Genomic DNA, 22,673 nt, shown 5'->3' with positions numbered 1-22,673 from the left:
CACTACTCCCAGCGGAACAACCGAATCGCGATCCCGCCGAAGACCAGCAGGCCGGTCACCATGACGATGAGGTGCAGCGGTTGCGGCGCGTGGCCCGCCCAGGTGTCGCGCAGCGCCTGGGCGAACGGCCCGGCCACCGAATAGTCGCTCACCACGCGCAGCGCGTCCGGCATGACCTCGCGCGGGATCCACATGCCCGCCATGAACATCAGCGGGAACATCACCACCGACCCGATCCCCGGCGCCGACTTGCCGGTCGGCGCGACCGAGGCGATCACCAGCCCCAGGGCCAGCAGCGCGGCCGAGCCGAGCAGGAAGACCAGCACGAAACCGGGGAGCTGCTTGGGCATCGCGGCGCCGAGCACCACGTACCCGAGCACCACCAGCAGGAAGACCGACACGGTGCCGATGGCCAGGTTGATGATGAGCTGGGCGGCCAGCAGCCGCCCCGGCGGCACCGGCGTCGTCGACATCCGCCTGAGCACCCCCTGCTCGCGATAGGTGACGAGGACGGCCGGCAGCACCGAACAGGCGAGCGTGAGCACCGCGAGCAAGGTCATCTGCGCCGGCAGCTGGGTGTCGATGTACCGTTGCCCGCCCATCACCGGATCGGGCTTGGCCAGGTCGGGGATGCTGCCGAGCCCCAGCAGCAGGGCGAGCGGCAGGCCGATGGTGAAGACCATCGTGGGCCACTGCCGCAGGTGCAGCTTGGTCTCGACGAAGAGGAGCTTCCTCATGACAGCTTCCTTCCGGTCAGTGCGAGGAACGCGTCGTCGAGCGTGGCCTGCTCGATGCGCAGGTCAGCGGGGACGATCTGGTGGTTGGCGAGCGTCAGCATGACGGCGGGCGCGAGGTCGCCGGTGCCCGTCACCACGACCTGCTGTCCGCTCCTGGCGACCTCGGTCACCTCGGGCAGAGCCAGCAGGAGGTCGTCGGAGAAGGGCCCGGTCGGCCGGAATCGCAGCCGCTGCGCCCCGCCGACCTGGGCGATCAGCCCCGCCGGCGTGTCGGTGGCGGCGACCCGGCCCGCGTCGATGAGCGCGACGCGGTCGCAGAGCCGCTCGGCCTCCTCCATGAAGTGCGTGACGAGCACGATCGTCACGCCGGAGTCGCGGATCTGCTCGACCAACTCCCAGGTGTCCCTGCGGGCCTGCGGGTCGAGCCCGGTGGTGAGCTCGTCGAGCACGGCGACGCGGGGCCGGCCCACCAGCGCCAGCGCGACGGACAGGCGCTGCCGCTGGCCGCCGGAGAGTTTGCCGAAGTGCGTGCTCCGCTTGTCGCCGAGCCCGACGCGGTCGAGCAGCTCGGACCAGTCGGCCGGGTCCGGGTAGAAGGAGGCGTAGAGGTCCATGGCCTCCCACACCTTGATCTTGTCGGGCAGCGCGGCGCTCTGCAGCTGCGCGCCCAGCACCCGGCGCAGCGCGTCCCTGTCCTGGTGGGGGTCGATCCCGGTCACGCGTACGGTGCCACGATCGGGAGTGCGCAACCCCGCGACGCACTCGACGGTCGTGGTCTTGCCGGCGCCGTTCGGGCCGAGGATGCCGAAGATCTCGCCATCCGACACCTCGAACGACACGTCGTCCACCGCCACATGGTCGGGATATCGCTTGTGGAGGTTCCTGACCTCGATGACTTTCATGCCTTCGACGCTAGGAATCCCGGCTCGCGCGGGGAATCGGGCTGGGTACCCGGCGAAGGTGTATCTAGGTGCAATATGCGGGAAGCTCTCGGTCGAGCACACTGGGAGCATGTTGAGAAGGTACGGCCAGGCCGCGGTGCTGCTGGCGCTGATCCTCGTCGAGGTGCCCGCCGTCGTCGCCTCCTTCATCATGCTCGTCCTGGCCTTCGGTCTCGGCGTGGTCCCTCTCCTCCCACTGCAGATCCGGCTGGTCAGGTGGCTGGCGGAGCACACGAGAGGGCTGGTCGGGGAGTGGACGGAGGTCCGGATCGACTCGCCGTACCTGCCCAAGCCGCCGCCTCCGCAGCGGCAGGCCGACGGGATGTACCGGTCGAACCGCACGCTGTACAAGTCGCCGCGGGTGCCGGCCTGGAACGACCGATGGAAGTGGCTGATCACCGACCCGGCGACCTGGCGCGACTGCGTCTGGCTGCTCCTGGACCCGGTGGTCAAGCTGGGCCTGCTGCCACTGTTCCTGCTGCTGCCCGACCGCGGGCTGCGCGTCTACGGCTCGTGGAGCGAGCTGGTGCTGGCCGCGACCGCCGCGAGCCGCCTGGCCGGGCAGGTCAACCACCTTCAGCGGGTACGCAACCTGGCGGCCGACACTCAGTCCGCGGAGATGCGCAGGATCGAACGTGACCTGCACGACGGCACGCAGGCGAGGCTCGTGGCGATAGGCATGACGCTCGGCGCCGTCGAGCAGCTCGTCGACACCGACCCGGCCGCGGCCAAGGCGCTGCTGTCCAAGGCCAAGGAGGCGTCCTCGGAGACGCTGACCGAGCTGCGCACGGTCATTCGCGGCATCCATCCTCCGGTGCTGGCCGAACGCGGGCTGGGCGACGCCGTGCGTGCCCTGGCCATCGACAGCCCGCTTCGGGCGAGCGTGGACGTCGACCTGGCACACCGCCCGGAGCCACCGGTGGAGGCCGCCACCTACTTCGCGGTCAGCGAGCTGCTGTCCAACGCCGCCAGGCACGGCGGGGCCACCACGGCCACGATCGACATCAGCAGTAACGGCCCCGACCTGCGGATCTCCGTGACCGACGACGGCATGGGCGGCGCCGACCCGAGCAAGGGCAGCGGCCTCATGGGCATAGAGCGGCGGCTGGCGGCCTTCGACGGGGTGCTCGCGGTGAACAGCCCGCCCGGCGGGCCCACCACGGTGACCATGAGCATGCCCAAGGTCCTGCCGCATCACTGGGCGGGCAGCCTGCCCAAGCTGCCGCGCTGGAAGGCCGTCGTGGTGATCACGCTCTGGCTGACGTCCTGGTGCCCGCTGTTCCCGCAGGGCATCGTGGCGGGCATCTTCAAGGTCTTCGGCGTCGAGGAGAAGGCCTGGTTCCTCGCGCTGTACCTGCCCGAGCCGTGGCAGTGGCCGGTCATCCTGTTCATGATCACGCTTGGCGCCGCCATGTACCTATCGGCCGCCCTGATCCCGGCCTGCCATGACAAGGAGCGCTGGATGGCCGAGGCAACCCCCCGCCGTCTATGGTTCAACCGATGAACCGCGTTCTCGTTGCCGAAGATCTCTACCTGCTCAGAGAAGGCTTGGTTCACCTGCTCCAGGCGCACGGCTTCACGGTCGTGGCCGCCGTGGAGAGCGGGCCCGAGCTGCTCAAGGGCCTGATCGAGCTGCGCCCCGACGTCTCGATCGTGGACGTACGGCTGCCGCCCACCTTCACCGACGAGGGCCTGCAGGCCGCGCTGGCAGCCCGCAAGCAGGTGCCCGGGCTGCCGATCCTGGTGCTGTCGCAGCACGTCGAGCAGCTGTACGCGCGCGAACTGCTGGCCGACGGGTCGGGTGCGATCGGTTACCTGCTCAAGGACCGGGTGTTCAACGCCGAGCAGTTCATCGACGCCGTTCGCCGGGTCGCCGAGGGCGGCACCGCGATGGACCCCGAGGTGATCGCCAAGCTGCTGGCCAGCAACGCCAGGAACGAACCGCTGGCCGCCCTCACGCCACGCGAACGGGAGGTGCTGGAGGCGATGGCCGAAGGGCGGTCCAATGCCGCCATCTCCCAGCGGCTCTACCTCAGTGAGAGCGCGGTGGCCAAGCACACGGCCGGCATCTTCGCCAAGCTGGGTCTGGGGCCTTCCGACGACGACAACCGCCGCGTCCTGGCGGTGCTCGCCTACCTCAACAGCAGATAGTCCGCATTGTCGGTGACACCGGCTACCTTTCATAGGAGGCAGCGACACGAAAGGTTGGGTCAGGTGAAGATCCGGGTAAACCGCGATGTTCTGGCGGACGCGGTGGCATGGGCCGCCAGGGTCCTGCCAAGTCGCCCTGTGGTGCCCGTCCTCTCCGGTTTGCTGCTGGGGGCCGACGAGCAATTGAGCCTGTCCGCGTTCGACTACGACGTCTCGGCGCAGGCCAGGATCGAGGCCGACGTGGCCGAGGCGGGCCAGGTGCTCATCCCCGGCCGCCTGCTGGCGGAGATCAGCCGCAGCCTGCCCGCCGAGGACGTCGAGATCGTCACCGAAGGGCAAGAGGCGGTCCTGACCTGTGGCAGCGCCGAGTTCGGCCTGATCACGATGCCCGTCGAAGACTTCCCGACCATGCCCACGATGCCGCCGAGCATCGGCGCCATCGGCGGTGGCATCTTCGCCTCGGCCGTGGGCCAGGTCGCGCCCGCGTCCAGCCGCGACGACACGCTGCCGATGCTCACCGGCATCAGGGTCGACATCGAGGGGGAGTCGGTGACGATGGCGGCCACCGACCGCTACCGCATCGCGGCTCGCGACCTCACCTGGCGCCCGGTGGCGCCCGACGTCGCCATGTCCGCCATGGTGCCCGCCCGCGTGCTGGTCGACGTGGCCAAGACGCTGCGCGGGGGCGAGGTGGCGATGGCGCTGGGCGACGGCGTCGCGGGCTTCGAGAGCGTCGGCCGCAGCACCACGGTCCGCCTGCTCGATGAGCAGTTCATCGACTACCGCACCAGGCTGACCGCCGACTGGTCGATCAGGGCCGACGTGCCGGTGACGGCGTTCGTCAGCGCCATCAAGCGGGTGGCGCTGGTGGCCGAGCACAACACCGCGATCCGGCTGTCGTTCAGCCAGGGCCACGTACGCATCCAGGCCGGCGGCGGCGACATCGGCCGCGGCTCGGAGATGGTCGAGTGCGAGCTGCGCGGCGACGACATCCAGATCGCCTTCCAGTCGCAGTTCCTCCTCGACGGCCTGACCGGCATCGACGCCGACCTGGCCCGCCTCAACATGGAGTCACCGACCAGGGCCGTGCTGATCCAGGACGTTCCGGGCGACGCGCAGCCCAGCTTCCGCTATTTGGTGATGTCGCTGCGCCTCGGCTGAGCCGCTGGATCAATCGCCTTCGGTGAGCGCGATGAGAATGTGCTCCATGCAGGCGTGGCCGGCGCGCTCGGCGGCGGTGGCGTCGCCCGAGGAGATGGCCCGCGCGATGGCGTCGTGGGGGATGTAGCTCTTGTTCAGCGAAGTGCCCGCAGCCGTGATGCTGGCCCGCAGCGCCGCCGAGAAGTCCTCATAGAGGTCGATCAGCACGAGGTTGTGCGTGGCGTGCGCCACCGACATGTGGAATGCCAGGTCGGCCTCCACGAAGGCGTCCGGGTCGTCCAGCTCCCAGGCGCGGTCGCGCTCGGCCAGTGCGGCCTCGATGCGCACGATGTCCTCGTCGGTGCGCCTGGTGGCGGCCAGACGGGCCGATTCGACCTCCAGCGCGCGCCGCACCTCGAGGATCTCCAGCTGCTCCGCCTGGCGCAGGCGCCTGAGCATCGCGCCGGAGAGCTCGCTCGTGGCGCGGACATAGGTCCCGTCCCCCTGACGGCACTCCAGCAGCCCGGCGTGAGTGAGCGCGCGTACGGCTTCGCGTACGGTGTTGCGCCCCACCCCGAGCTGCTCAGCGAGCACCGTCTCAGTAGGAATCTTGCCGTTCATCTGCCACAACCCTGAGGTGATCTGCTCCTTGAGTTGATCGATCACCTGGTCGACGAGCGAAGCTCGCTGAGCCGTACGCAGACTCACAGTCCGCCTCCTCTGGGGGTGCCAGTCATCCCATGAGTCAATGACTGGTAGACCCTAATTATTCCAGACTCAAAAACCAAATCTGGAGCTCCCGGAGGCTAGCGGGACACAGAAGCGTCGATCTTCACCCCTGCCAGTGCGGAATGGACTCCGGCTGCTTCCAGCGCCTTGCGATAGGCGCGGGTCTGCTGTGCCTTGTCTCCTGATCTGCCGTAAAGGTCGCCCAGCTCGCGCCAGCAGCGTGCGGCCTGCCTGTCGGAGCCGAACACCGGATGGTTGAGCGTGTCGAGCAGCTCCTGGGCCGCGCCCAGGTGCCTCGCCGTGTCGGCGTCGAGCGCGAGCGCGACGGTGGCGAGCACCAGGTGGGCTTCGGCGGGTGCCGTGCCCGGGGCGTCGTGCACCAGGTCGAGCGCCGACGTGGCCAGCTCACCTGCCCGCACGGCGTCCTGCGCCCGCAGCTTGACCCTGGCGTGCGCGATGAGGCTCTCGCCGTGCTCCTGCGTGCTGCCCGCGGTGCTCGCGAACGCGCGAGTCGCCGCCTCGGCCCACAGGTCGGCCTCGGCGATCGGCGACGAGTCGAGCCTGGCCCAGTGCATGGCCGCCCGGGCGAGCTGGAGCGCCAGCCTGGCGGGCCGACCTGCCATGATCGCGTCGTCGGCCAGTCGTACGGCCAGTGCGGAGTCCTCGCCACCGGCCGCGGCCACACTGGCCTGCCAGAGGGTGTGGATCTCAGCGGAACGGTCCACAATGTCAGGCACGCCACTGGCGTCGAGCACCCGCCGGACGTAGTCGAGCTCCGGGGAGTCGCCCTCGCGTCCGCTGCGCGCCTCAACCAGTGCGGCGGCCAGGTCGATGGCGATCTCGCCTTGCGTGATCGACAGCCGCTCCGCCTGCTCCAGCGCGTGCGAGGCCAGGTCTCGAGCCCGCAGGCGGTCGCCCGCCCGCTGGTAGCAGCGGCTCAGCGACACGGCGAGCGGCAGGTCGGCCAGGCGCTCGGGATGCGCCGCCGCCTCTCTGCGCAGCCGTTCGAACGCCTCGACCGCCTGGCCGAGCCGCCCCTGTGCTTCGAGGGCGCGCGCCCTGCCGAAGCGGGCGTGCGCGGTCAGCAGCGCGTTTTCCTCGTCGGACGCCTTGACGATCTCAGTGAAGCGGTCGGCCGCGACGATGGGGTCGCCGTGCTGTAGCTCCAGCTCCGCGTGGCGGAGGCCGAGCTCGGTATCGATGCGCTGCCGAGGCTCGATCCCATGCAGGAGGAACTCGGTGGTGCACCCCAGGCGCTCGGCCAGGAGTCTTGCTACAACCGGAGTCGGTGTCCGCTTTCCCGACTCGATGAGCGAGACATAACTGTCAGATAGGTCGGGTCCGGCCAGCTGGGCCTGAGACATCCGCCTGTTTAGCCGCAGTCCTCGGACGCGGTCACCGATGGTTCCCTGACTCGGCATCTCATCTCTCAAGGCGGGGAAGGGTCAACACTCCGCAATGATTGCATGAAGTGGCGCAATCGGGTATCCCCACGTGAAGAATTCCCCAGGCAAAGGATTAATCGTCGCTGTCGTCCTTGCTGGGGAAAAGCATCTGGCAGACCTCGAGGTACAAGGTCTCCGGATACGGAATGTACTCGACTGTTGACAGCGCCTGATCCTGACCAGCGGATTCGAGGATGAACTCACCGTAGCCGAGCATGCGCCCAAGCAGAGATCGCTGGAAGCTCATGTCGGTGACCTTGCCCAAAGGCATCATCGCGACTTTGCGGGTGATGAGGCCTGTGGTGAGCAACATCCGCTTTGAGGTAACCACAAAGTAGTCAACCGACCACTCCGCGACTTTCCATACAAAACGGATCAAGAGCAGCAGCCAGAGCCACCACACGACGACGAGGGCCGTGCTGCTCCCCTCGCCGCCGAAGATCTTGCTGAGCAGCCCGGCGACGATCAGGCCGCCGAAGACCTCGGCGACCGGGCGAAGCAGCACGGCTGGGTGACGCCGTACCATGATGACCTGTTGTTCGTGGGGGAGTAGGTAGCGGTTGACCGACGCCGGAGCAGAGTCCCCGTGGGTCACAAGTCTCATGCGAGAACGTTCACGAATTGGGCCAGTTGGTCGGCCGCGTTGATCATGGTGTCGAACGCCCCTCTGACCGCGTCAGCGGCATCGGTTGGTCGTGCGAACAGGTAGTACGCCACAAAAGCGATACCCCCGTATGTGAAGACCTTTTTGACCTGCACTGTCGCCTCCGTACCACTACCTTCTACACCCGCCGTATACTTTACCCACCGCAATGCCGGGGTAAAGGTAACTTTGCGGCTTAGTTTTGATCTTGCTTAGCCACGTTCGCTGGCCACGAGAGCCAGGACGTGAAGGTGCTTGCGCGCGATCCGCTCGACGAGACTCGGATGGGCATAGCCCGTGACCTCCAGCGCGCCGTAGTGCGCCGCTTCGACGCAGCGCGTTACGGTGACCGCGGAGTGGATGCCGGCGAACTCCTCGCGGAGCGCCGTCTCCACGTCCGCGTACGGACTTGACTCCGCCTCGGTGTGCTCACTCACGAGAACACCTCGGTAATCGGAAAATCGCTCATCGTGCTCCCCCCACGCGCGTGCGGAAGTTGCCTTCCCCTCACTTCATACCCCGGTGACAACAGTATGTAACGAAGCGAGTGCGCAACGTGGCTGGTCAGACAACTCCGTAGAGTCGATCTCCGGCGTCGCCCAGTCCTGGAACGATGTAACCGTTCTCGTTCAGCCGCTCGTCGAGGGCGGCGGTCACGACGCGGAGCGGCTTGCCGGAGTTGGCGAACACCTTGTCCATGTACGCCAGCCCCTCGGGCGCCGCGAGCAAGCAGATCGCCGTGACGTCGACCGCCCCGCGGTCGAACAGGAACCGCACGGCCGCGGCGAGCGTGCCGCCGGTGGCCAGCATGGGGTCGACCACGTAGCACTGGCGCCCGGACAGGTCGTCGGGCAGCCGGGTGGCGTAGGTCTCGGCCTGCAGCGTCGACTCGTTGCGGATCATGCCCAGGAAGCCGACCTCGGCCGTGGGCAGCAGCCTGGTCATGCCGTCGAGCATGCCGAGACCCGCCCGCAGGATCGGCACGACCAGCGGGGACGGCTTGGCCATGCGTACCCCATGAGCCTCGGCGACCGGGGTCTGCACGCTCACGTCGATGACCCGGACATCGCGGGTCGCCTCATACGCCAGCAGGGTCACCAGCTCGTCCGCCAGCCGGCGGAACGTCGGCGAGTCCGTCCGGACATCACGTAGCGTCGTGAGTTTGTGTGCTACGAGAGGATGGTCGACGACGAGGGTTTCCATAAGGGACAACGCTATCTTGTGTGCAACGAACCGGCACGTCGCGTCATCGGTTTTGATCACAATTTGGTCGGAGCAGCACACGGGGGGTGGTCGGGTCTGGAACGATTGGAGACCGGAGTGGCCACGTCGTGGGGTGGACGATGACAGAAGAAGATGCGCTCGACTTCGCCATCGTGGTCTATCGCGAGGATGAATGCTGGGACGCCGGGCTGCTGCCGGTCGCGCTGACGTCCGATCTGCACGGCCTGATCAAGGCTCTGCGCCAGCAGCCGAGCGAGAGTGGCACGATTGGCCTGGTCGCCGTGGGGGACGAGTTCTTCGTGGCGCTGCGGGTTCTCGGTGATCGCGTTGATGTCTTCCTGTCCGACATCGCCGCGTCCTGGGACTTCCCGCTGGCCGAGCAGGTTCTCGATTTCCTCGACGTGCCGATCCCCGACGAGGAGGAGCTCGACGAGATCCTCCAGGACGAGGAGACGGTGCTCCCCGCAGGCGATCTGTCGATCTTCGCGGACCTGGGACTCGACGAGATGGAGCTGGGCATTCTCTCCGGCGACATCGAACTCCTCCCGGAGGACGTGCTGTCCAGCATCGCCGCGCGGCTCGGTTTCTCCGAGCCGTTCGAGCGGGCCATCGAATCGGTCTTCGGCTGACCCCTGGAGCATGGACATGGCGTCCAACACCTTTTCCGCGGCCTTCGTCAAGATCCCCGGCGGCTGGAGTGGCGCCGAGGTCGATCTCGGCGCCGCCGAGATCGTCGACGACTTCGGTGACGCGGTGACCGAGGCCCTCGGCCTGTCCGGCGACGAGCTCGCCCTGCTGTGCGTCGAGGTGGAGGACGAGTGGTTCGCCATCGTCCGCTACCGCGGTGACGAGGAGCCGCGAGTCTTCCTCTCCGACGCGCACGCGATCCTGTCCGACACGATCGGCGAGCTGTTCGCGGAGTTCGCCGGGGTGGCTCCCGACAAGGAGGGCAACGGGCTGGGCGTCAAGCCGGCCGGCGACTTCGAACTCCTCAGCGACCTGGGCGTGAGCTCGGAGGAACTGCTGGAGCTGAGCATGGAAGAGGGCGTGCTGCCCGCCGACATCCTCTCCGTGATCGCCGAGCGGCTGTCCTTCGCCGACGAGCTCGACCGGTTGCGGTGAACCACGCCGACGCGATGCGCCTGGCCCTGTCCGAGGCCGCCGCGGCCGGCGCCCGCGGCGAGGTCCCCGTCGGGGCGGTCGTGCTCGGCCCCCTGGGCGAGGTGCTCGCGTCCGCCGGAAACTCCCGCGAGGCTTCCTTCGATCCGACCGCCCACGCGGAGGTCCTGGCCCTCCGGCAGGCCGCCCGGTCGCTCGGGCGATGGCGGCTGGACGGCTGCACGCTGGTGGTCACGCTGGAGCCGTGCACGATGTGCGCGGGCGCCGCGGTGCTGGCCCGGGTCGACCGCGTCGTGTACGGGGCCGTCGACGAGAAGGGCGGGGCCGTGGGGTCACTGTGGGACGTGGTCCGGGACCGCAGGCTCAACCACCGGCCCGAGGTCGTCATGGGGGTGCTGAGGGAGGAGTGCGCTGCCGTACTAAAGGAGTTCTTTGGCACTCGGCGGATCCGGTAAGCTCATCCACGGTGGTGTCGCCTAGTGGCCGAGGGCGCACGCCTCGAAAGCGTGTGATGGGGCAACTCATCCGTGGGTTCAAATCCCACCACCACCGCCACTCATCTGGGCCTCTGACCTGTTTGATCGGGTTAGGGGCCTTTTGTTATGGCTGGACCTTCGGCGTCCCACCTGATGAAGGCCATCTGGTGCCCGACTTGAGCACCAGTGCGGGGATCCACCTTGAAGGCCCCGAACAGGGTGGTGGTCTCCAACATCGTGGCGGCGGACCACAACGCCTCACGTGCCGTACTGCCGGCCTGCCGGGCGCAATGTGTCGCGATGGCCGCGGCGGCGACGGCTTGCACGGCCGGATAGTCCGGCAGCGAACCCGCGCGCTTCCGGTACGCGGTCAGGAAGTCGTCCTCGGCCATGGACAGCTCGACGCGGTCGCCTCCACCGGGAAACCACTGCCCGACGCCGTAGACGCCCACAGGATCGCCGACGGCCTCGCCGAACTCGCGGACGCCCGCCGCCACGGCGCACACGCTCCGCGGGGGCGTCGGCAGCGACCTGGCGTAGGTGACGGCCCGCACGTCGTCTTCGAAGGAGCCGGCGCAGAGGAGATCCCACGCCTCCGGCGGCGGTGAGCGGACGGTGCGCAGCCCGAGGGCGTGCGCCAGGCGCTCGGCGCCGCCGGCGACCTGACGGGCGAAGCCGCCCTTGCCCTGGGCGATCCAGAGCGGGCGGGGGTCCTGCTGGGCGGCGAGGTGCCGGACGAAGGGCTCCGCGTAGCGGCTCGCGGGCGCGAGCACGGAGACGACGTGACCGGGGTGAGCCGTCTCGACGTCGTCGCCTGATCCGCCGTGGTTCCAGATCAGGCGGTCCATGGCCGCGGCGATGGTGCCCGCTCTTCGCATGAGCAGCGTGGAGTAGGGGCCGAGCAAGAGGTCGCACTCCGCCGACAACCTGGGGAGGAGGGCTTCCACCCGCTCGGGGTCACTGCCGTCGTCTTCGATGACCAGGTCGACCGCGTCGGCCGTGGCTCGCCAGATGTCCAGGGCGAGCCGGGCTTGACCGCCGAAGCGCGCGTACTCGCCGGACAGCGACAGGCAGGCGCCGAGACGAAGCCGGCTGCTGTACGGCGCTGCCACGCTGTCCCCTCCGCTTACTCGCTTTCGCTTGCGGGCCCGGCTACTCGTTGTGGGCCCAGCCGCTCCACCGCTCGACGGTGATCACCACTACCGGGCCCTCAGGACGTCGCTCCGCGTACTGTTCGTAGCGTTCGGCCAGCCGATCGAGCCAGTGCCGGCGGGTGGTGTCGTCCTCGGCGAGCGCCGCGGTGCCATCGGCTCGTGCCCACCACAGGTGCCGCCAGTCGTCGGAGTAGTGGTCGGCCAGGACGCATACGCGGTCGTTGGTCGCGATGTTGCGAAGCCTGCGCAGGTCGGTGGCGCGCTTCGGTTTGTGATCCACGGCGAACGCGATCATGTCGTCCTCGACGGCGAAGACGATGGGCACCAGGTGCGGCACCCCGTGCCCGTCCACGGTGGCCAGCTCGGCGCTGCGTGCCGTCAGGAACTTCGATCGGGCCGTGGCCTCGTCCATCGAACCAACTCTCAGACGACGTCGAACTCGTTGCCCTCCGGATCCGCCATGGCCACCGCGTAATGGTCCATCCCGGGCTCCGCGAGCACGCGGACGACGGAGGCGCCCGCGTGGACCAGCCGCTCCACTTCGGCGTCGACCCGGGCTCTGCGGGTCGCCAGCGGAACCTCCTCCCGCTTGCCGCCCACCTTGATGTCGAGGTGAAAGCGGTTTTTCACCACCTTGCCCTCTGGGACCTGCTGGAACCAGATCCGCGGGCCCCCGCCCTCCGGGTCGACGATGCTGTCGGCACAGTCTCCGTCGCCGAGCTCGTCCTCCGGCACGCCGACGCTCTGCCAGTAGTCTCGCCAGGTGTCGAAGTGGCCCGGCGGCTCCTCCAGCTCGTAACCCAAGCCGTCGGCCCAGAAGCGCGCCAGCCGCTCAGGGTCGGCGCAGTCGATCACCAGCTGAAAAAAGACCATGGAGGCATCCTGCCCGAGAAGGCTGACATTTCTTTATCAGCTGGGCATCTCCAGGACCCTGGCGTGCAGGATCGATCGCTGGTGCAGGGCCGCCCGGAGAGCCCGGTGCAACCCGTCCTCCAGATAGAGCTCGCCCTGCCACTGCACCACGTGCGGGAAGAGGTCGCCGTAGAACGTGGAGTCGGCGGCGAGCAGGGAATGCAGGTCCAGCATGGCCTTCGTGGTGATCAACGAGTCGAGCCGGACCTGCCGTGGGGGGATCTGCGCCCATTCTCTGGGGGTCAGACCATGGTCGGGATAAGGGCGGCTGTCACCGACGAGCTTAAAGATCACCCCATCGATTTTAGGAGAGAATCCGATTACTCGGGGTCTTCGGGGCTGTTATAGAAGATCAGATTGCGCACATTGGGCTGGGTCGCCGCTCTCGTAACCGCGATTCAGCGCGTTGACGCGTTGCTCCGAGCTGCCGTGCGTGAACGACTCCGGGTCGATCCTGCCCTGTGTGCGTTGCTGGATCCGGTCGTCGCCGACCGCCGCCGCCGCGTCGAGCGCCTCGGCGAACTCCGAGGTGGTGAACGGCTTGTCGTAGAAGCCGGTGTCGACGGCGTGCTTGGCCCACACCCCCGCGTAGCAGTCGGCCTGCAGTTCCGTGGCCACCGAGTTGCCCGCGGAGAGCGCGCCCAGCAGGTCCTGGACGTGGTGGCCGTACTCGTGGGCGATCACATACGCCTGCGCGAACGGTCCGCCTTTGGCGCCGAACTGGTTCTGCAACTGGTTGAAGAAGCTCAGATCGAGGTAGACGCGCTGGTCGCCGGGACAATAGAAGGGACCGACCGCTGAGCTGGCCGCGCCGCAGGGGGTACGCAGGCTGCCGGAGTACAGGACCGTCTTCGCCGGGCGATAGTCGGAAACCTGCGTCTTCCAGTAGTCCTGGATGCTGTTGACCACACCTACGACCCGGCACTTCTCCGACTGGTCGGCGTCCTTGCCGGTCCGGCACTGTTGCGACAGATTCGAGGACGGCTGCCGCTGCGCGGGCTGGTTGTCGCCGCCGCTCAGGTTGTTCAGGACGAAGACCAGGACGAGCACGATCAGGCTGACGATCCCGCCGCCGCCGATGACCATGCCGCCCGGGAACCCGCCGCCGCCACCGCCGCCGCCACTGCCGCCAACGTCCTCCACCTGTGAGGCATCGAGGTTGGCGTCGTCCCTGAAGTCCATCGCTGAGGTCCCTTCTCGGGTGCTGCTCGGATGACAGCTTCCCGAAAGGGGCCCTTAGATGCCACCGGTGAACCTGGCGCGCCGCCTGTCGCACGAAGAGTAATCATGTATCTACGGAGAGATTGTCCGATAATGTGCCCATATGACGGGTGGAATGCTGGGAATCGCACTGGTGTCGCTGGGTATGGTCCTCACCCCGGGGCCGAACATGATCTATCTGGTGTCACGCTCCATCACCCAGGGCCGCCGGGCCGGCCTGATCTCCCTCATCGGGGTGGCGCTCGGCTTCACCGTCTATCTGACGGCCACCTGCCTGGGCCTGACGGCGATCTTCGCGTACGTCCCGGCCGCCTACACCGTGCTCAAGCTCGCCGGTGCCGCCTACCTGCTCTGGCTGGCCTGGAACGCCGTCAAGCCCGGCGGCACCTCCGCCTTCGAGCCGCGCGAGCTGGAGATCGAGCCGCCGCGCAAACTCTTCGCCATGGGCCTGCTCACCTGCCTGCTGAACCCGAAGATCGCGATCCTGTACCTCTCGCTGCTGCCGCAGTTCATCGACCCCGCCATGGGGCACGTGCTGCTGCAGAGCCTCGCGCTCGGCTCCGTCCAGATCTTCATCGGCACCCTGGTCAACGCCCTGATCGCCGTGTCGGCGGGCGCTCTGGCGGCCTTCCTGGCCCACCGCCCGCTCTGGCTGCGGATCCAGCGCTACTTCATGGGCACCGTGCTCGCCGGCATCGCCGTCCACCTGATCGCCGATCGCTCCAAGGCCCTGGCCCCGGCTTAGGCGCCTGCTCGCCTGCTTCCGCGGGCTGTGAGCGAGCCGGCCCGGCCAGACGCCCTGATCAGGTGAGTGCGACGCGGACGGCCGAAGGGTCGACTCCGGACAGGGGGATGGCGAAGACGGCCGTCCGCTCGCGCGCCCCGTACACCACGAACCGCAGGCCGTCCTCGTCCCACACGTCCTGGACGTCCGAGGTGAGCTGCGCGGACGCCGAGCAGTAGGCGGGGCTGAGGTAGAGCAGGTGCAGCGAGACCTCCAGCGGGATCTTCTCCGGCGAGCGTACGGCGAGCGGCCGGCGGATCTGGACGAGCAGTTGGCGCAGTGGGCGCAGCCAGTAGCGGTCCAGCTCCGCCGACAGGCCGAGCAGGGCGACGACCTCCACCAGGCCCAGGGCCACGAGCGGGGGTTCCAGCGGGTACGGCCCCGCCCAGATCGCCGCGACGCCCGCGGCGCACAGGAGCCCCGCGCGGGCGAAGGCGCGCCAGTTCACGGGATGGGAGTGCGCGCCCAGGCAGCCGCATGACGAGGCGGGCGCGGTCGCGTACGCATAGGTGAGATAGGCGAGGAATCCCGTGGAGAGTACGGCGGCGGCCGCGCCCTCCTCAGGGGAGACCGGAGGCACCAGCAGTGCGGCCGCCACCGCGAGCTCCATCACCCCGACGAGCCGGAGCGTGGGGATCGCGCGCGCCGAGCCGACCAGCCGGGCCAGTGCGGTCCGCCCGGCTTCCGCCCGCATCCGGCGACTGAACAGTTTCATCAGGGCCGCCCAGGCGAGGAAGAGGGCGATCACGTACGGCTGAAGCGCGGCGATCCCTTGCATCTGTCGCTCCTAGTGGGGGGAGAAGACGGTGGCGATGTCGACCTCGTTCGTGTCCGGTCGCCACGCGCCCAGGATCTGCACGTGCTGGCTCACCCGCAGCAGCGAGAGGTCCGAGGACGGCGGTGACTCGGAATGGACGGCGACCGACTTGCCGGGCACGACGTGGCAGAGGACCTCCTGACCGTTGTGGTCGAGGTGGAGCTTGTCGCTGGTGATGTTCTTGATGTGGCCTTTGATGTTGACGATGTTGAGCCATACCGCCTCGGCGGCGAGCACTCCGTCGGGCATCCGCACACCCCGGGCGTACAGGCCGTCACCCGGCTTGGCCTGGTCGAAGGGGATCGGCCCGAGCTTCCAGAGGCTGGTGCCGTCCACGACCCTGATGTTGTGGAAGACCATGTTCGAGCCCAGGACGAGGAGCGTGTTGTCCTTGATCGAGCGGATCCGGCCCTCGGCGAAGTTGGGGTCGGGAGCGCCGGGCTCGGCCCCCTGCGCCTTGGCCGAGGCGAACGCCGCCTCGGGGCCGAGCGAACCCAGCGCGGTCGCGGCGACCACGCCGGCGCCGCCACCGAGCAGGGCGGACTTGAGCATTTGCCGTCTGCTGGTCATCGTCAGCTCCCTAGGGCGTCGAGATCTCGCACGGTCGCAGGCCGGTGGAGAGGCTGGCGATCTTGCTGTAGGCGGCCGGGGTGAGGTCGATGATGCGGTCGCCGGCGCAGGTCGCGCCGCAACAGCTCTTCTCACCGCAGAACAGGTCCGTCTGCGGGCCGCAGTCGGCGATGGCGGTGACGACGCTGGAACCGCTGCACAGTGCCGTGATCTTGTGCTGGAACCCGCAGGTCCGCCGGGAGAGGTTGAAACCGCAGGTGTCGGGGTGGGTGATCGCCCAGCAGGCGTCGGAGGTGTTGGGCCAGGCGTGCTGGAGGCTTCCCGAGTTGCAGGTGCCACAGGCGCCCTTGCCGGTGGTGCTGCATGGTCCCCAGGCTGTGCCGCAGCAGAACCAGGAGACCTCTCCTTGGACGGCGGCGAGTAAGTCGATGGGTGTGGGGTCAGTGGGCTGGCTGCGCGCCATGCGCGTCCTCCTTGGGGTCGGCTCTGGACGGTCCCCCGATGAGGTGGTGAAACTTTCCGACTTGATCCATCAAAACATGTAAGAATTTTTCGTCAATGCCCAAAATGTGCCGGGAATCGAAGGAAGGGCGATGAGGCGGGGCTGCGGCTGGACGCGGCGCTCGGCGGGGAAGAGCCGGTAGATCGCCTCGCGTACGACTTCCTGGTTGAATTCCTACTTCTTTGATAATCTCAGGCCATGGCAGAGACCTCCTACAGCATCGGAGAGGGGCCCTCGACCCGAGTCAGCCTCTCCTTGCCTGAAGGTACGGCTGAGGCGATTCGTCGCCGCGTCGGTAAGCGAGAGTTCTCCTCGTTCATCGCCGCAGCGGTCGAACGCGAACTGCGTGGCCAGATTCTGGATGAGTATCTGGCCGACTACGAGCATCGCAACGGTCTTGTCCCGGCCCAGGATCAGGAGCGGGCACACCAGGTGTTCGCCGAGGTGTTCGCCGAGGAGGAGAGCGATTGACGCGCCCCAGGTTGACGCATGAGGGGACCCTGGTTCTCGACTGCGAAGGATTGTCGAGGTTCGTTGATGATCAGTCGGCCGTCGTCGCCTTGGTCGCGGAAGCGCGCAGTCGTGGAATGGAAGCGGTGATCAGCGCTCTCACCATCACCGAGACCGCGCACCGGCGTACGGACAAGGCCCGGCTCGCCTGGCTTCTGTCCGGTATGCGGATCGCCCCCGTCGGCGAAGAGGAGGCGAAAGCGGCCTCCGCGATGCTGATCGGAGCCGGGCTGCATGGTCACAAGTACGCGGTCGACGCCGTCGTGGCAGAGATGGCGGTACGCCAACAGAGGCCGGTCGTCATGCTCACCTCCGACATCGACGACATGACCAAGCTCTGTGGCGATCGAGTGCGTCTCGTAGCCGTGTAGACCCCGACATCATCCACGATCTGGCCCGCGGCGGTGGAACCCACGCCGCACAAGCCCTCCTGTCCGGACACGCACCTACGTGTTCTCGAACTGCGGCATCTGGGACGTCAAGAAGGCCGACGCGCACGTCCTGTCCAACGTGCACACGGAAATCCGGCCGGGCCGCCGGTGTGCGACCCCGCCGGATGCCTTCGCTCAGCAGGGGCTACTGGACCAGTTGAGGTAGCCGGTGATGGTGCCCCAGGTCGAGACTTCACCGCTGCAGAATTCTGTCTTGACTCCGACCAAGTTGGTGCGCGCGGAGTCGGAGTAGTACGTGGTGTTGCACATGTAGCCTGCCGGGCACCTGAAACCCTGCGTGCCGGCTTGCGCGGTGGTCGGTACGACAGCGAGGGCGACGGCGGCCAGGGCCGCGACGCCCAGTGCGCGACGGATCATGAGCTGTCCTTCCTGATCAGGGGAAACGGGTGGAACTCGGCAGGGGCACCGGGAAACGGTTCTGCCGCAGGTCTGCGATCAGTCACAGGGGATTTCAGACCGGTCTTTGTGTGCCAGGAGTACGAGAAGGCGTCGAGCGCGCAGCCTTGGCCTGCGCGGGGCCGGTCGGGCGGGCGACGAGAACGAAGACGGCGTGAAGGTTCAGCAGATCGCTGGAAACGAGCTGCCCGGCGTTCCGCTCAGCAGCGGCTTCGGTAGATATCCACATAGGCACTGCGAGTGCCCCAGACGTACAACGTGCCGTCGCAAGCCTCCTCTCTCGATCCGATCACGTCGGTGTGGGCGGCGTCGGAGAAGAACGTGGTGACGCAGAACCAGTCGATCTTGCAGGCTGCGGCCTGCGCTGGGGCGGTAGGTAGGGCGACGAGGGCAGCGGTGGCCAGGGTTGTGGCGACCAGTGCGCGACGGATCATGAACCGACCTTCCTGAGCACGAAACGGGGTGGGATTCACCTCCTGGCAGGCGTTGACCCCATGATCGAAATGATCTGTGCCGTCCGAAGGAAATGCAATACTTACAAAATTTCGTGACAATCTGGCAAGTGAATTCGCGTCTCGCGTCATGATGTGTTGTTATTTCCGGGCCATTGATGATGCGTATCCATGCGATTACCTGATGTCATGTCCGCTGTTCATATCGCCGCACCTGTACGGTCCCGATAATTCGGACGCACCCCAAGCCGGTTTTTTGATTTACGGCAGTGATGCAGGGGTTGGCCGCGATTCGCCAGGGACTTGTTGACGTTCATCGAGTTCGCGGTCTTGCCCGTTATGTCCCCTGGGCGGTTGGGGTGGGCCGGCGCATGTCGCTGCGGGGCAGCATGGCGATGGCCTGCTCGTCGAGTTCGGTGATCATCCAGCCGACCAGACAACGCACCGTGCGGTGGGTGGTGTTCAGCCCTTCCAGGTGGGCCGGCAGGTCGTGGGTGGCGGTCGTCGGGGGAACTAAGACCACCACGCTACGACGAGTGCGCCCCTGGTCACCGCCTCAGCGTGACGACCTCAGCCGCTCCAGGGCGAACGAGCGGATCTCCTCGGTCTCCGTGTCGGCGGCGCGCTCCAGGAGCCTCGGGTCCTTTCCGGACAGGCGAGCCGCCGCCGCGGCGGCGAACAGGCGCGTGGTCAGGTCGTCGGCTTCGAGTTGCTCGATGACTTCGCGGGGGTCCGCCTGCTCGGTTTCCTGGCGGATCAGCCACTCGGTCAGAGTTCTGATGTGGCCGGTCGGAAGGTGTGGCACTCCTGCGGCCAATTGATCGACCGTCGCGCCGGCCAGGAAACGGAGCACTTTCCAGCGTACGGCGGGTTCGGGGTCCTGACTCAGGTTGAGGGTTCGCGCGATCACCGCTCCGTCGTCGGCGTTCGTCAGCACGACTTCGACGGCGAAAAATCTTACGTACAGGAGTGGGTGGTCGAGGAGCGCCGGAATTTCCGTCATCAGGGGGGCGGCGCGGTCTCCCAGCTCCGAAAGCAGCCAGGCTCCCGTCTTCACGGACGCGGCGTGGTCGCTGTGGATGAGCCTGCCGAGGTTCTCGACGGGATAGCCCGCGTACAGCTCGTCCAGCAGGTCGTTTGCCGCGGGGCCGACGACGGCGTCGTCGTCGGGATGCATGCGAATGCGTTCTATCAGGTCGTCCCCTGGCTGCGTATCCATGGATCCCTTACCAATCATTCAGATCGTCTTTTAGCTTTTCGAGGGCTTCCCGTTCTCGGCGCATTCTTTCCTGGTGGCCGGCGTCAGAGAATCCGAGCCATGCTTCTTCTTCCTCTCTTGCCTTGACGCTGTCCTCCAGGTCTTTTTTCACCCTCCTCTTCTCTTGTTCCGTCATCCCGGCTGTGTTGTCGGGCACGTTGCCATGAAATTTGCCGGTGTTGTCCTTCTTACCCCAACTTATGTTCGTACGTAGGCCACGGTCCCCGCGCAAGGCGGTCCCGCCCTCGTACGGGCTCAACCGGCCGCCCGGCCCGGCCAGGGCGGGATTGCCGAGGCCGCCCCGCGGGCCGATCGCCTTTCCGCCGAGTTCCTCGAGTCGCCGGGTGATGCGTTCGACCGCGGGGGTGAGACGGGTGGCGACGCCGCGCTCGAAGGTGTGCTTGATCCGCTGGATGGCCGCGCGGGAGAAGGCCATCCGGCTCGCCGCCAGGCCCGCTCCCGCCGCTCCCGCTCCCAGGGTCAGTTTCAGGACGCTCGCGAGATCCACGAGCTGCGTGATCTCCGCGAGCCGGGCGGCCGAGGCCACTGAGGCGAATCCGTTCGCCACCGGTGGCAGGACGTTCATCGCGGCGGCGGTCTGGTGCAGGCCGCCGCCGTTGCGCTGCCAGTTCTCCGCCAGCGCCGTCGCGGATCGTCCTTGGTAGCCGTCGGTCGCCCGCTCCATGGTGGAGTCGGCGTTCTCGGCCAGTGTGGTCAGGTTCGGGACGATGTCGCTGACGACTCGCGCGTCCGTCACCACCTTGTCGGGATCGACGTCGAGGACGTTGACGCCGATCAACTGGGCCAGTTCCTCGATGAGGGGCGGCGTGTCCATACCTATGCCGTGGTCCCTGTCGCCGGGATGACGCTCGCGGCGTCGGCGTTTCTCATCGTGGCGGCCGTGTCCGCCAAGCCGCTCCCCGTGGTGTCGAGCACGGCGCCATGGGCGGACAGCGTGCGTACCCCGGTCTGGACGCATTCCGCGAACGCCATGACGAACGGCGCGATCAGCCCGTCACTGCCCCATGAGCCGCCGAGCCCCAGTTGTTCCAGATGCCGGGGCACCGACTGGTACTCCTCGGCATGCCGCCCCATCTGCCCGGATCCGGCGTCCAGTGACTCAGGGTCTGCCTCGAATCTCCCGTACATTCCCGGCACGCTAGGCAGTGACCGACAGCCTGGCGGACATTTCGAGGAACTTGTAAATGCTCGCTCTCGCCGAGTCACGGCTGGAAGACTTTCCGTACCAGACGTGATTGTGGGGGCCGCGTGCGACCGTCGTCCATGCAGGAAGACCGTGAATACCTGGACCACCTGCTGCCGCGGGCGGAGGACGCGATCCGCGGCCTGCGTGACGCTCATGCCCGGCTCGGGCGGATCACCGGTGCCGGCGAGGGGGCCGAAGGGCTGGTCCGTGCGGTGGCCGACGGGCGAGGAAGAGTACGGGAACTCGTTCTCGCGCCGCGTAGCAAGCGACTGGACGCCGCGGCTCTCGCCCGGGAAGTCGGCGAGGCGATCCTGACCGCTCAGCGGGACGCCGAACGCCAGGTCCAGGCGATCATGGACGAGGTCGACGCGAAGATCGCGGCACTGCCCAAGGCGCTCGACGCGGAGTTCGTGCAGGAACGGATCGAGCAGGTGTCCCGCGAGATCGGCCTCGCCATGTGAGATCCGGCGGGGGCGCCGGTGCGCCACCCCGCCGGATGCCTTCGCTCAGCCGCAGTAGCTCACGTCCAAGGTGGTGTAGCGGGTGACGTCGCCCCAGATCTCGGACGAACCGTCGCAGCCTTCGCCTTTTTCTCCGACCACGTCGGTGTGGGCGGCGTCGGAGTAGTACGTGGTGAGGCACCTGTAGTTTGGCCGGCAGTTGTAACCCTGCGTGCCGGCTTGCGCGGTGGTCGGTACGACAGCGAGCGCGGCGGCGGCCAGGGCTGTGGCGGCCAGTACGCGACGGATCATGAACGGTCCTTCCTGAGCACGAAGACGACGTGGAGCTGGCCGGTGTTCGCTCAGCAGGGGCTCCAGTAGAGGTCCACATAGATGCTGCGTGTGCCCCAGACGTACAACGTGCCGTCGCAGGCTTCGTCCCTCAAGCCGATCTCGGTGGTGTGGGCGGAGTCGGAGTAGTACGTGGTGATGCAGTGGTAGTTGATCGGGCAGGCTTGGGCCTGCGCGGGGGCGGTGGGGAGGGCGACGAGGGCAGCGGCGGCCACGGCTGCGGCGACCAGTGCGCGACGGATCATGAATCGTCCTTCCTGAGCACGAAACGGTGTGGGAATCCCTCCTGACAGGAGGCGACCCAACCCATGATCAAAATGATCTGTCCCGTCCGCATGAAACGCAATACTTACTAACATGTATGACGATCTGTAGAAAGACTGGTGCATTCGCGGAACGCGTTATGGCGTGTTGTTATTATCGGACCATTGATGATGCGTATCGGGGCGCTCGCCTGGTGTTATGTCCGCTGCTAGTGCCGTCGTACCTGCGCTGTCCCGATAATTCGGACGCACCTCAAGCCGGTTTTTGATCTACGGATCGGATAAGGTCGCCAGCCGGTCGTGGAGCTCAGAAGAATTTTCCAGAGATATGCGGCAGGGATACAGGGGTTGCATAGGTATTCATGCTGAAATTCGCGGCGGAATGCGGGGCGGAAATCTCGCTCATGGAGCTGTGCGCGGCCGGACCAAGGCTCGGCACCTGCGTCAGGTTCTGGCCTGCTGCCGGGTCGCGCGGATCAAGCGGGGAGGTCTGGCAGCCCTGTGCGAGGCTCGGCGTGCCCAGGCGGGCGTCAACTGCGGCCCGAACGCCAGGAAGGGGTGTGCCGTGATCACGGCACACCCCTTCTGGGCTGGCGGAGGATAGGAGATTTGAACTCCTGAAGGGTTGCCCCTTACACGCTTTCCAAGCGTGCGCCCTCGGCCACTAGGCGAATCCTCCGCCGAGTAGCTTACCGGACTCCGGTAGGTGCCGAGACCACGATTTACGTGTGGCGAGGCCTCGGTTCAGCTGCAGCGAGCACTGCCGGATGTGGCTAGAC

34 protein-coding genes and 2 tRNA genes are annotated in these 22,673 nt (G+C 67.3%); 11 read left to right on the top strand and 25 right to left on the bottom strand.

The genetic code is table 11. From position 1 onward, the window contains the following. Positions 1-2 precede the first annotated feature (2 nt). Positions 3-737, bottom strand: coding sequence for an ABC transporter permease (locus tag AB0F17_RS51375; RefSeq protein ID WP_358039685.1), 735 nt, complete (start codon positions 735-737; stop codon positions 3-5). Further along, a complete protein-coding gene (locus tag AB0F17_RS51370) occupies positions 734-1,639 on the bottom strand; it encodes an ABC transporter ATP-binding protein (RefSeq protein ID WP_358039683.1) in 906 nt (301 codons plus the stop codon). The genes AB0F17_RS51375 and AB0F17_RS51370 overlap by 4 nt, the downstream gene beginning before the upstream one ends. A 109-nt stretch (positions 1,640-1,748) precedes the next feature. Between AB0F17_RS51370 and AB0F17_RS51365 the strand changes: the two genes are divergently transcribed. From AB0F17_RS51365 to dnaN, 3 genes are all read left to right on the top strand, one after another. Continuing rightward, the gene (locus tag AB0F17_RS51365; protein WP_358039680.1) at positions 1,749-3,182 is read left to right on the top strand and encodes a histidine kinase; all 1,434 of its coding nucleotides are present in this window, start codon (positions 1,749-1,751) and stop codon (positions 3,180-3,182) included. Beyond that, complete coding sequence (locus AB0F17_RS51360) at positions 3,179-3,829, top strand: response regulator transcription factor (RefSeq protein WP_358039677.1); 651 nt, start codon at positions 3,179-3,181, stop codon at positions 3,827-3,829. Before AB0F17_RS51365 ends, AB0F17_RS51360 begins: the two co-directional genes overlap by 4 nt. A 63-nt stretch (positions 3,830-3,892) precedes the next feature. Further along, entirely contained in the window at positions 3,893-4,990 is a 1,098-nt protein-coding gene (dnaN, locus tag AB0F17_RS51355; protein ID WP_358039673.1) for a DNA polymerase III subunit beta, read from the top strand. Positions 4,991-4,999: 9 nt separating this feature from the next. On the opposite strand, the gene AB0F17_RS51350 is transcribed toward dnaN, so the two are convergent. The 6 genes from AB0F17_RS51350 to upp all read right to left on the bottom strand — a co-directional run bounded on the left by AB0F17_RS51350 (position 5,000) and on the right by upp (position 8,989). Beyond that, the gene (locus AB0F17_RS51350; RefSeq protein ID WP_358039670.1) at positions 5,000-5,677 is read right to left on the bottom strand and encodes a FadR/GntR family transcriptional regulator; all 678 of its coding nucleotides are present in this window, start codon (positions 5,675-5,677) and stop codon (positions 5,000-5,002) included. 98 nt (positions 5,678-5,775) lie between these two features. Then, positions 5,776-7,119 carry a helix-turn-helix transcriptional regulator gene (locus AB0F17_RS51345; RefSeq protein ID WP_358039666.1) on the bottom strand — a complete coding sequence of 448 codons (1,344 nt, stop codon included), beginning with the start codon at positions 7,117-7,119 and terminating at the stop codon, positions 5,776-5,778. A 97-nt stretch (positions 7,120-7,216) separates the two neighbouring features. After that, positions 7,217-7,747, bottom strand: a complete 531-nt coding sequence (locus tag AB0F17_RS51340; protein ID WP_214635196.1) for a PH domain-containing protein — start codon at positions 7,745-7,747, stop codon at positions 7,217-7,219. Then, a complete protein-coding gene (locus tag AB0F17_RS51335; protein ID WP_358039663.1) occupies positions 7,744-7,902 on the bottom strand; it encodes a hypothetical protein in 159 nt (52 codons plus the stop codon). The genes AB0F17_RS51340 and AB0F17_RS51335 overlap by 4 nt, the downstream gene beginning before the upstream one ends. 96 nt (positions 7,903-7,998) lie before the next feature. Beyond that, a complete protein-coding gene (locus AB0F17_RS51330; protein ID WP_214635195.1) occupies positions 7,999-8,223 on the bottom strand; it encodes a hypothetical protein in 225 nt (74 codons plus the stop codon). A gap of 127 nt (positions 8,224-8,350) precedes the next feature. Next, on the bottom strand, positions 8,351-8,989 hold the full coding sequence (gene upp / locus AB0F17_RS51325) for a uracil phosphoribosyltransferase (RefSeq protein WP_358039660.1): 639 nt from the start codon (positions 8,987-8,989) through the stop codon (positions 8,351-8,353). Between the two features lie 140 nt (positions 8,990-9,129). Here upp and AB0F17_RS51320 point away from each other — a divergent pair, with 140 nt between their 5' ends. The 4 genes from AB0F17_RS51320 to AB0F17_RS51305 all read left to right on the top strand — a co-directional run bounded on the left by AB0F17_RS51320 (position 9,130) and on the right by AB0F17_RS51305 (position 10,684). Further along, complete coding sequence (locus AB0F17_RS51320; RefSeq protein ID WP_214635193.1) at positions 9,130-9,639, top strand: tRNA adenosine deaminase-associated protein; 510 nt, start codon at positions 9,130-9,132, stop codon at positions 9,637-9,639. Positions 9,640-9,655: 16 nt separating this feature from the next. Continuing rightward, positions 9,656-10,132, top strand: coding sequence for a tRNA adenosine deaminase-associated protein (locus tag AB0F17_RS51315; protein WP_358039657.1), 477 nt, complete (start codon positions 9,656-9,658; stop codon positions 10,130-10,132). Beyond that, positions 10,129-10,584 carry a tRNA adenosine(34) deaminase TadA gene (gene tadA / locus AB0F17_RS51310; protein ID WP_358039653.1) on the top strand — a complete coding sequence of 152 codons (456 nt, stop codon included), beginning with the start codon at positions 10,129-10,131 and terminating at the stop codon, positions 10,582-10,584. The genes AB0F17_RS51315 and tadA overlap by 4 nt, the downstream gene beginning before the upstream one ends. A 10-nt stretch (positions 10,585-10,594) precedes the next feature. Next, positions 10,595-10,684, top strand: a tRNA-Ser gene (locus AB0F17_RS51305). Positions 10,685-10,715: 31 nt separating this feature from the next. Here AB0F17_RS51305 and AB0F17_RS51300 read toward each other — a convergent pair. Genes AB0F17_RS51300 through AB0F17_RS51280 form a run of 5 tightly spaced genes read right to left on the bottom strand, consistent with a single transcriptional unit; the run spans position 10,716 to position 13,853 of the window. Continuing rightward, positions 10,716-11,717: an ABC transporter substrate-binding protein gene (locus tag AB0F17_RS51300; RefSeq protein WP_358039650.1), complete on the bottom strand. Its 1,002-nt coding sequence runs from the start codon at positions 11,715-11,717 to the stop codon at positions 10,716-10,718. Between the two features lie 40 nt (positions 11,718-11,757). Then, the gene (locus AB0F17_RS51295; protein WP_358039647.1) at positions 11,758-12,171 is read right to left on the bottom strand and encodes a TIGR03668 family PPOX class F420-dependent oxidoreductase; all 414 of its coding nucleotides are present in this window, start codon (positions 12,169-12,171) and stop codon (positions 11,758-11,760) included. Between the two features lie 11 nt (positions 12,172-12,182). Next, positions 12,183-12,632 (bottom strand): VOC family protein, encoded by a 450-nt coding sequence (locus AB0F17_RS51290; protein WP_358039644.1) that lies wholly within the window; start codon positions 12,630-12,632, stop codon positions 12,183-12,185. 36 nt (positions 12,633-12,668) lie between these two features. After that, positions 12,669-12,965: a type II toxin-antitoxin system VapB family antitoxin gene (locus AB0F17_RS51285; RefSeq protein ID WP_358039641.1), complete on the bottom strand. Its 297-nt coding sequence runs from the start codon at positions 12,963-12,965 to the stop codon at positions 12,669-12,671. Positions 12,966-13,013: 48 nt separating this feature from the next. Beyond that, positions 13,014-13,853, bottom strand: coding sequence for a neutral zinc metallopeptidase (locus tag AB0F17_RS51280; RefSeq protein WP_358039638.1), 840 nt, complete (start codon positions 13,851-13,853; stop codon positions 13,014-13,016). A 154-nt stretch (positions 13,854-14,007) separates the two neighbouring features. Here AB0F17_RS51280 and AB0F17_RS51275 point away from each other — a divergent pair, with 154 nt between their 5' ends. Beyond that, positions 14,008-14,637 carry a LysE family translocator gene (locus AB0F17_RS51275; RefSeq protein ID WP_358039635.1) on the top strand — a complete coding sequence of 210 codons (630 nt, stop codon included), beginning with the start codon at positions 14,008-14,010 and terminating at the stop codon, positions 14,635-14,637. Between the two features lie 58 nt (positions 14,638-14,695). Here the strand turns inward: AB0F17_RS51275 and AB0F17_RS51270 are convergent, their stop codons facing one another. Genes AB0F17_RS51270 through AB0F17_RS51260 form a run of 3 tightly spaced genes read right to left on the bottom strand, consistent with a single transcriptional unit; the run spans position 14,696 to position 16,526 of the window. Further along, positions 14,696-15,454: a MauE/DoxX family redox-associated membrane protein gene (locus AB0F17_RS51270; RefSeq protein ID WP_358039632.1), complete on the bottom strand. Its 759-nt coding sequence runs from the start codon at positions 15,452-15,454 to the stop codon at positions 14,696-14,698. Positions 15,455-15,463: 9 nt separating this feature from the next. After that, complete coding sequence (locus AB0F17_RS51265; RefSeq protein WP_358039629.1) at positions 15,464-16,063, bottom strand: cell wall protein; 600 nt, start codon at positions 16,061-16,063, stop codon at positions 15,464-15,466. Positions 16,064-16,073: 10 nt separating this feature from the next. Next, on the bottom strand, positions 16,074-16,526 hold the full coding sequence (locus tag AB0F17_RS51260; protein WP_358039627.1) for a hypothetical protein: 453 nt from the start codon (positions 16,524-16,526) through the stop codon (positions 16,074-16,076). 237 nt (positions 16,527-16,763) lie between these two features. Here AB0F17_RS51260 and AB0F17_RS51255 point away from each other — a divergent pair, with 237 nt between their 5' ends. Together AB0F17_RS51255 and AB0F17_RS51250 are read left to right on the top strand one after the other, a co-directional pair. Continuing rightward, entirely contained in the window at positions 16,764-17,036 is a 273-nt protein-coding gene (locus AB0F17_RS51255; protein WP_358039624.1) for a hypothetical protein, read from the top strand. A gap of 125 nt (positions 17,037-17,161) precedes the next feature. Then, a complete protein-coding gene (locus AB0F17_RS51250) occupies positions 17,162-17,446 on the top strand; it encodes a DNA-binding protein (protein ID WP_358039621.1) in 285 nt (94 codons plus the stop codon). Positions 17,447-17,641: 195 nt separating this feature from the next. On the opposite strand, the gene AB0F17_RS51245 is transcribed toward AB0F17_RS51250, so the two are convergent. From AB0F17_RS51245 to AB0F17_RS51220, 6 genes are all read right to left on the bottom strand, one after another. Then, the gene (locus AB0F17_RS51245; protein ID WP_358039618.1) at positions 17,642-17,884 is read right to left on the bottom strand and encodes a DUF6289 family protein; all 243 of its coding nucleotides are present in this window, start codon (positions 17,882-17,884) and stop codon (positions 17,642-17,644) included. 239 nt (positions 17,885-18,123) lie between these two features. Then, complete coding sequence (locus AB0F17_RS51240) at positions 18,124-18,357, bottom strand: DUF6289 family protein (RefSeq protein ID WP_358039615.1); 234 nt, start codon at positions 18,355-18,357, stop codon at positions 18,124-18,126. Positions 18,358-18,712: 355 nt separating this feature from the next. Further along, a complete protein-coding gene (locus AB0F17_RS51235) occupies positions 18,713-18,898 on the bottom strand; it encodes a hypothetical protein (protein WP_358039612.1) in 186 nt (61 codons plus the stop codon). A gap of 33 nt (positions 18,899-18,931) precedes the next feature. After that, positions 18,932-19,594, bottom strand: coding sequence for a hypothetical protein (locus AB0F17_RS51230; RefSeq protein ID WP_358039610.1), 663 nt, complete (start codon positions 19,592-19,594; stop codon positions 18,932-18,934). 7 nt (positions 19,595-19,601) lie between these two features. Further along, positions 19,602-20,432 (bottom strand): hypothetical protein, encoded by an 831-nt coding sequence (locus AB0F17_RS51225; protein WP_358039607.1) that lies wholly within the window; start codon positions 20,430-20,432, stop codon positions 19,602-19,604. 38 nt (positions 20,433-20,470) lie between these two features. Beyond that, a complete protein-coding gene (locus tag AB0F17_RS51220; protein ID WP_358039604.1) occupies positions 20,471-20,782 on the bottom strand; it encodes a hypothetical protein in 312 nt (103 codons plus the stop codon). A gap of 120 nt (positions 20,783-20,902) precedes the next feature. Here AB0F17_RS51220 and AB0F17_RS51215 point away from each other — a divergent pair, with 120 nt between their 5' ends. After that, entirely contained in the window at positions 20,903-21,301 is a 399-nt protein-coding gene (locus tag AB0F17_RS51215) for a YbaB/EbfC family nucleoid-associated protein (protein ID WP_358039601.1), read from the top strand. Positions 21,302-21,346: 45 nt separating this feature from the next. Here AB0F17_RS51215 and AB0F17_RS51210 read toward each other — a convergent pair whose 3' ends face one another. The 3 genes from AB0F17_RS51210 to AB0F17_RS51200 all read right to left on the bottom strand — a co-directional run bounded on the left by AB0F17_RS51210 (position 21,347) and on the right by AB0F17_RS51200 (position 22,573). Next, positions 21,347-21,592: a DUF6289 family protein gene (locus AB0F17_RS51210; RefSeq protein ID WP_358039598.1), complete on the bottom strand. Its 246-nt coding sequence runs from the start codon at positions 21,590-21,592 to the stop codon at positions 21,347-21,349. Positions 21,593-21,642: 50 nt separating this feature from the next. Next, entirely contained in the window at positions 21,643-21,876 is a 234-nt protein-coding gene (locus AB0F17_RS51205) for a DUF6289 family protein (protein ID WP_358039595.1), read from the bottom strand. Between the two features lie 609 nt (positions 21,877-22,485). Further along, positions 22,486-22,573: transfer RNA gene (locus AB0F17_RS51200), tRNA-Ser, on the bottom strand. Positions 22,574-22,673: the final 100 nt, after the last annotated feature.

It is taken from the genome of Nonomuraea sp. NPDC026600, assembly GCF_040638335.1.
GTDB lineage: Bacteria > Actinomycetota > Actinomycetes > Streptosporangiales > Streptosporangiaceae > Nonomuraea.
This window is presented reverse-complemented; position numbering and strand designations above follow the sequence as displayed.

Bases quoted from the DNA above. Each gene is read 5' to 3' on its own strand.
- AB0F17_RS51275 (WP_358039635.1), top strand. From the start codon at position 14,008: ATGCTGGGAATCGCACTGGTGTCGCTGGGTATGGTCCTCACCCCGGGG.
- AB0F17_RS51340 (WP_214635196.1), bottom strand. From the start codon at position 7,747: ATGAGACTTGTGACCCACGGGGACTCTGCTCCGGCGTCGGTCAACCGC.
- AB0F17_RS51290 (WP_358039644.1), bottom strand. From the start codon at position 12,632: ATGGTCTTTTTTCAGCTGGTGATCGACTGCGCCGACCCTGAGCGGCTG.
- AB0F17_RS51365 (WP_358039680.1), top strand. From the start codon at position 1,749: ATGTTGAGAAGGTACGGCCAGGCCGCGGTGCTGCTGGCGCTGATCCTC.
- AB0F17_RS51295 (WP_358039647.1), bottom strand. From the start codon at position 12,171: ATGGACGAGGCCACGGCCCGATCGAAGTTCCTGACGGCACGCAGCGCC.
- AB0F17_RS51280 (WP_358039638.1), bottom strand. From the start codon at position 13,853: ATGGACTTCAGGGACGACGCCAACCTCGATGCCTCACAGGTGGAGGAC.
- AB0F17_RS51210 (WP_358039598.1), bottom strand. From the start codon at position 21,592: ATGATCCGTCGCGTACTGGCCGCCACAGCCCTGGCCGCCGCCGCGCTC.
- AB0F17_RS51205 (WP_358039595.1), bottom strand. From the start codon at position 21,876: ATGATCCGTCGCGCACTGGTCGCCGCAGCCGTGGCCGCCGCTGCCCTC.
- AB0F17_RS51230 (WP_358039610.1), bottom strand. From the start codon at position 19,594: ATGGATACGCAGCCAGGGGACGACCTGATAGAACGCATTCGCATGCAT.
- AB0F17_RS51375 (WP_358039685.1), bottom strand. From the start codon at position 737: ATGAGGAAGCTCCTCTTCGTCGAGACCAAGCTGCACCTGCGGCAGTGG.
- AB0F17_RS51315 (WP_358039657.1), top strand. From the start codon at position 9,656: ATGGCGTCCAACACCTTTTCCGCGGCCTTCGTCAAGATCCCCGGCGGC.
- upp (WP_358039660.1), bottom strand. From the start codon at position 8,989: ATGGAAACCCTCGTCGTCGACCATCCTCTCGTAGCACACAAACTCACG.
- AB0F17_RS51255 (WP_358039624.1), top strand. From the start codon at position 16,764: ATGGCAGAGACCTCCTACAGCATCGGAGAGGGGCCCTCGACCCGAGTC.
- AB0F17_RS51260 (WP_358039627.1), bottom strand. From the start codon at position 16,526: ATGGCGCGCAGCCAGCCCACTGACCCCACACCCATCGACTTACTCGCC.
- AB0F17_RS51370 (WP_358039683.1), bottom strand. From the start codon at position 1,639: ATGAAAGTCATCGAGGTCAGGAACCTCCACAAGCGATATCCCGACCAT.
- AB0F17_RS51360 (WP_358039677.1), top strand. From the start codon at position 3,179: ATGAACCGCGTTCTCGTTGCCGAAGATCTCTACCTGCTCAGAGAAGGC.
- AB0F17_RS51270 (WP_358039632.1), bottom strand. From the start codon at position 15,454: ATGCAAGGGATCGCCGCGCTTCAGCCGTACGTGATCGCCCTCTTCCTC.
- AB0F17_RS51220 (WP_358039604.1), bottom strand. From the start codon at position 20,782: ATGTACGGGAGATTCGAGGCAGACCCTGAGTCACTGGACGCCGGATCC.
- AB0F17_RS51320 (WP_214635193.1), top strand. From the start codon at position 9,130: ATGACAGAAGAAGATGCGCTCGACTTCGCCATCGTGGTCTATCGCGAG.
- AB0F17_RS51265 (WP_358039629.1), bottom strand. From the start codon at position 16,063: ATGACCAGCAGACGGCAAATGCTCAAGTCCGCCCTGCTCGGTGGCGGC.
- AB0F17_RS51240 (WP_358039615.1), bottom strand. From the start codon at position 18,357: ATGATCCGTCGCGCACTGGTCGCCACAACCCTGGCCACCGCTGCCCTC.
- AB0F17_RS51245 (WP_358039618.1), bottom strand. From the start codon at position 17,884: ATGATCCGTCGCGCACTGGGCGTCGCGGCCCTGGCCGCCGTCGCCCTC.
- AB0F17_RS51345 (WP_358039666.1), bottom strand. From the start codon at position 7,119: ATGCCGAGTCAGGGAACCATCGGTGACCGCGTCCGAGGACTGCGGCTA.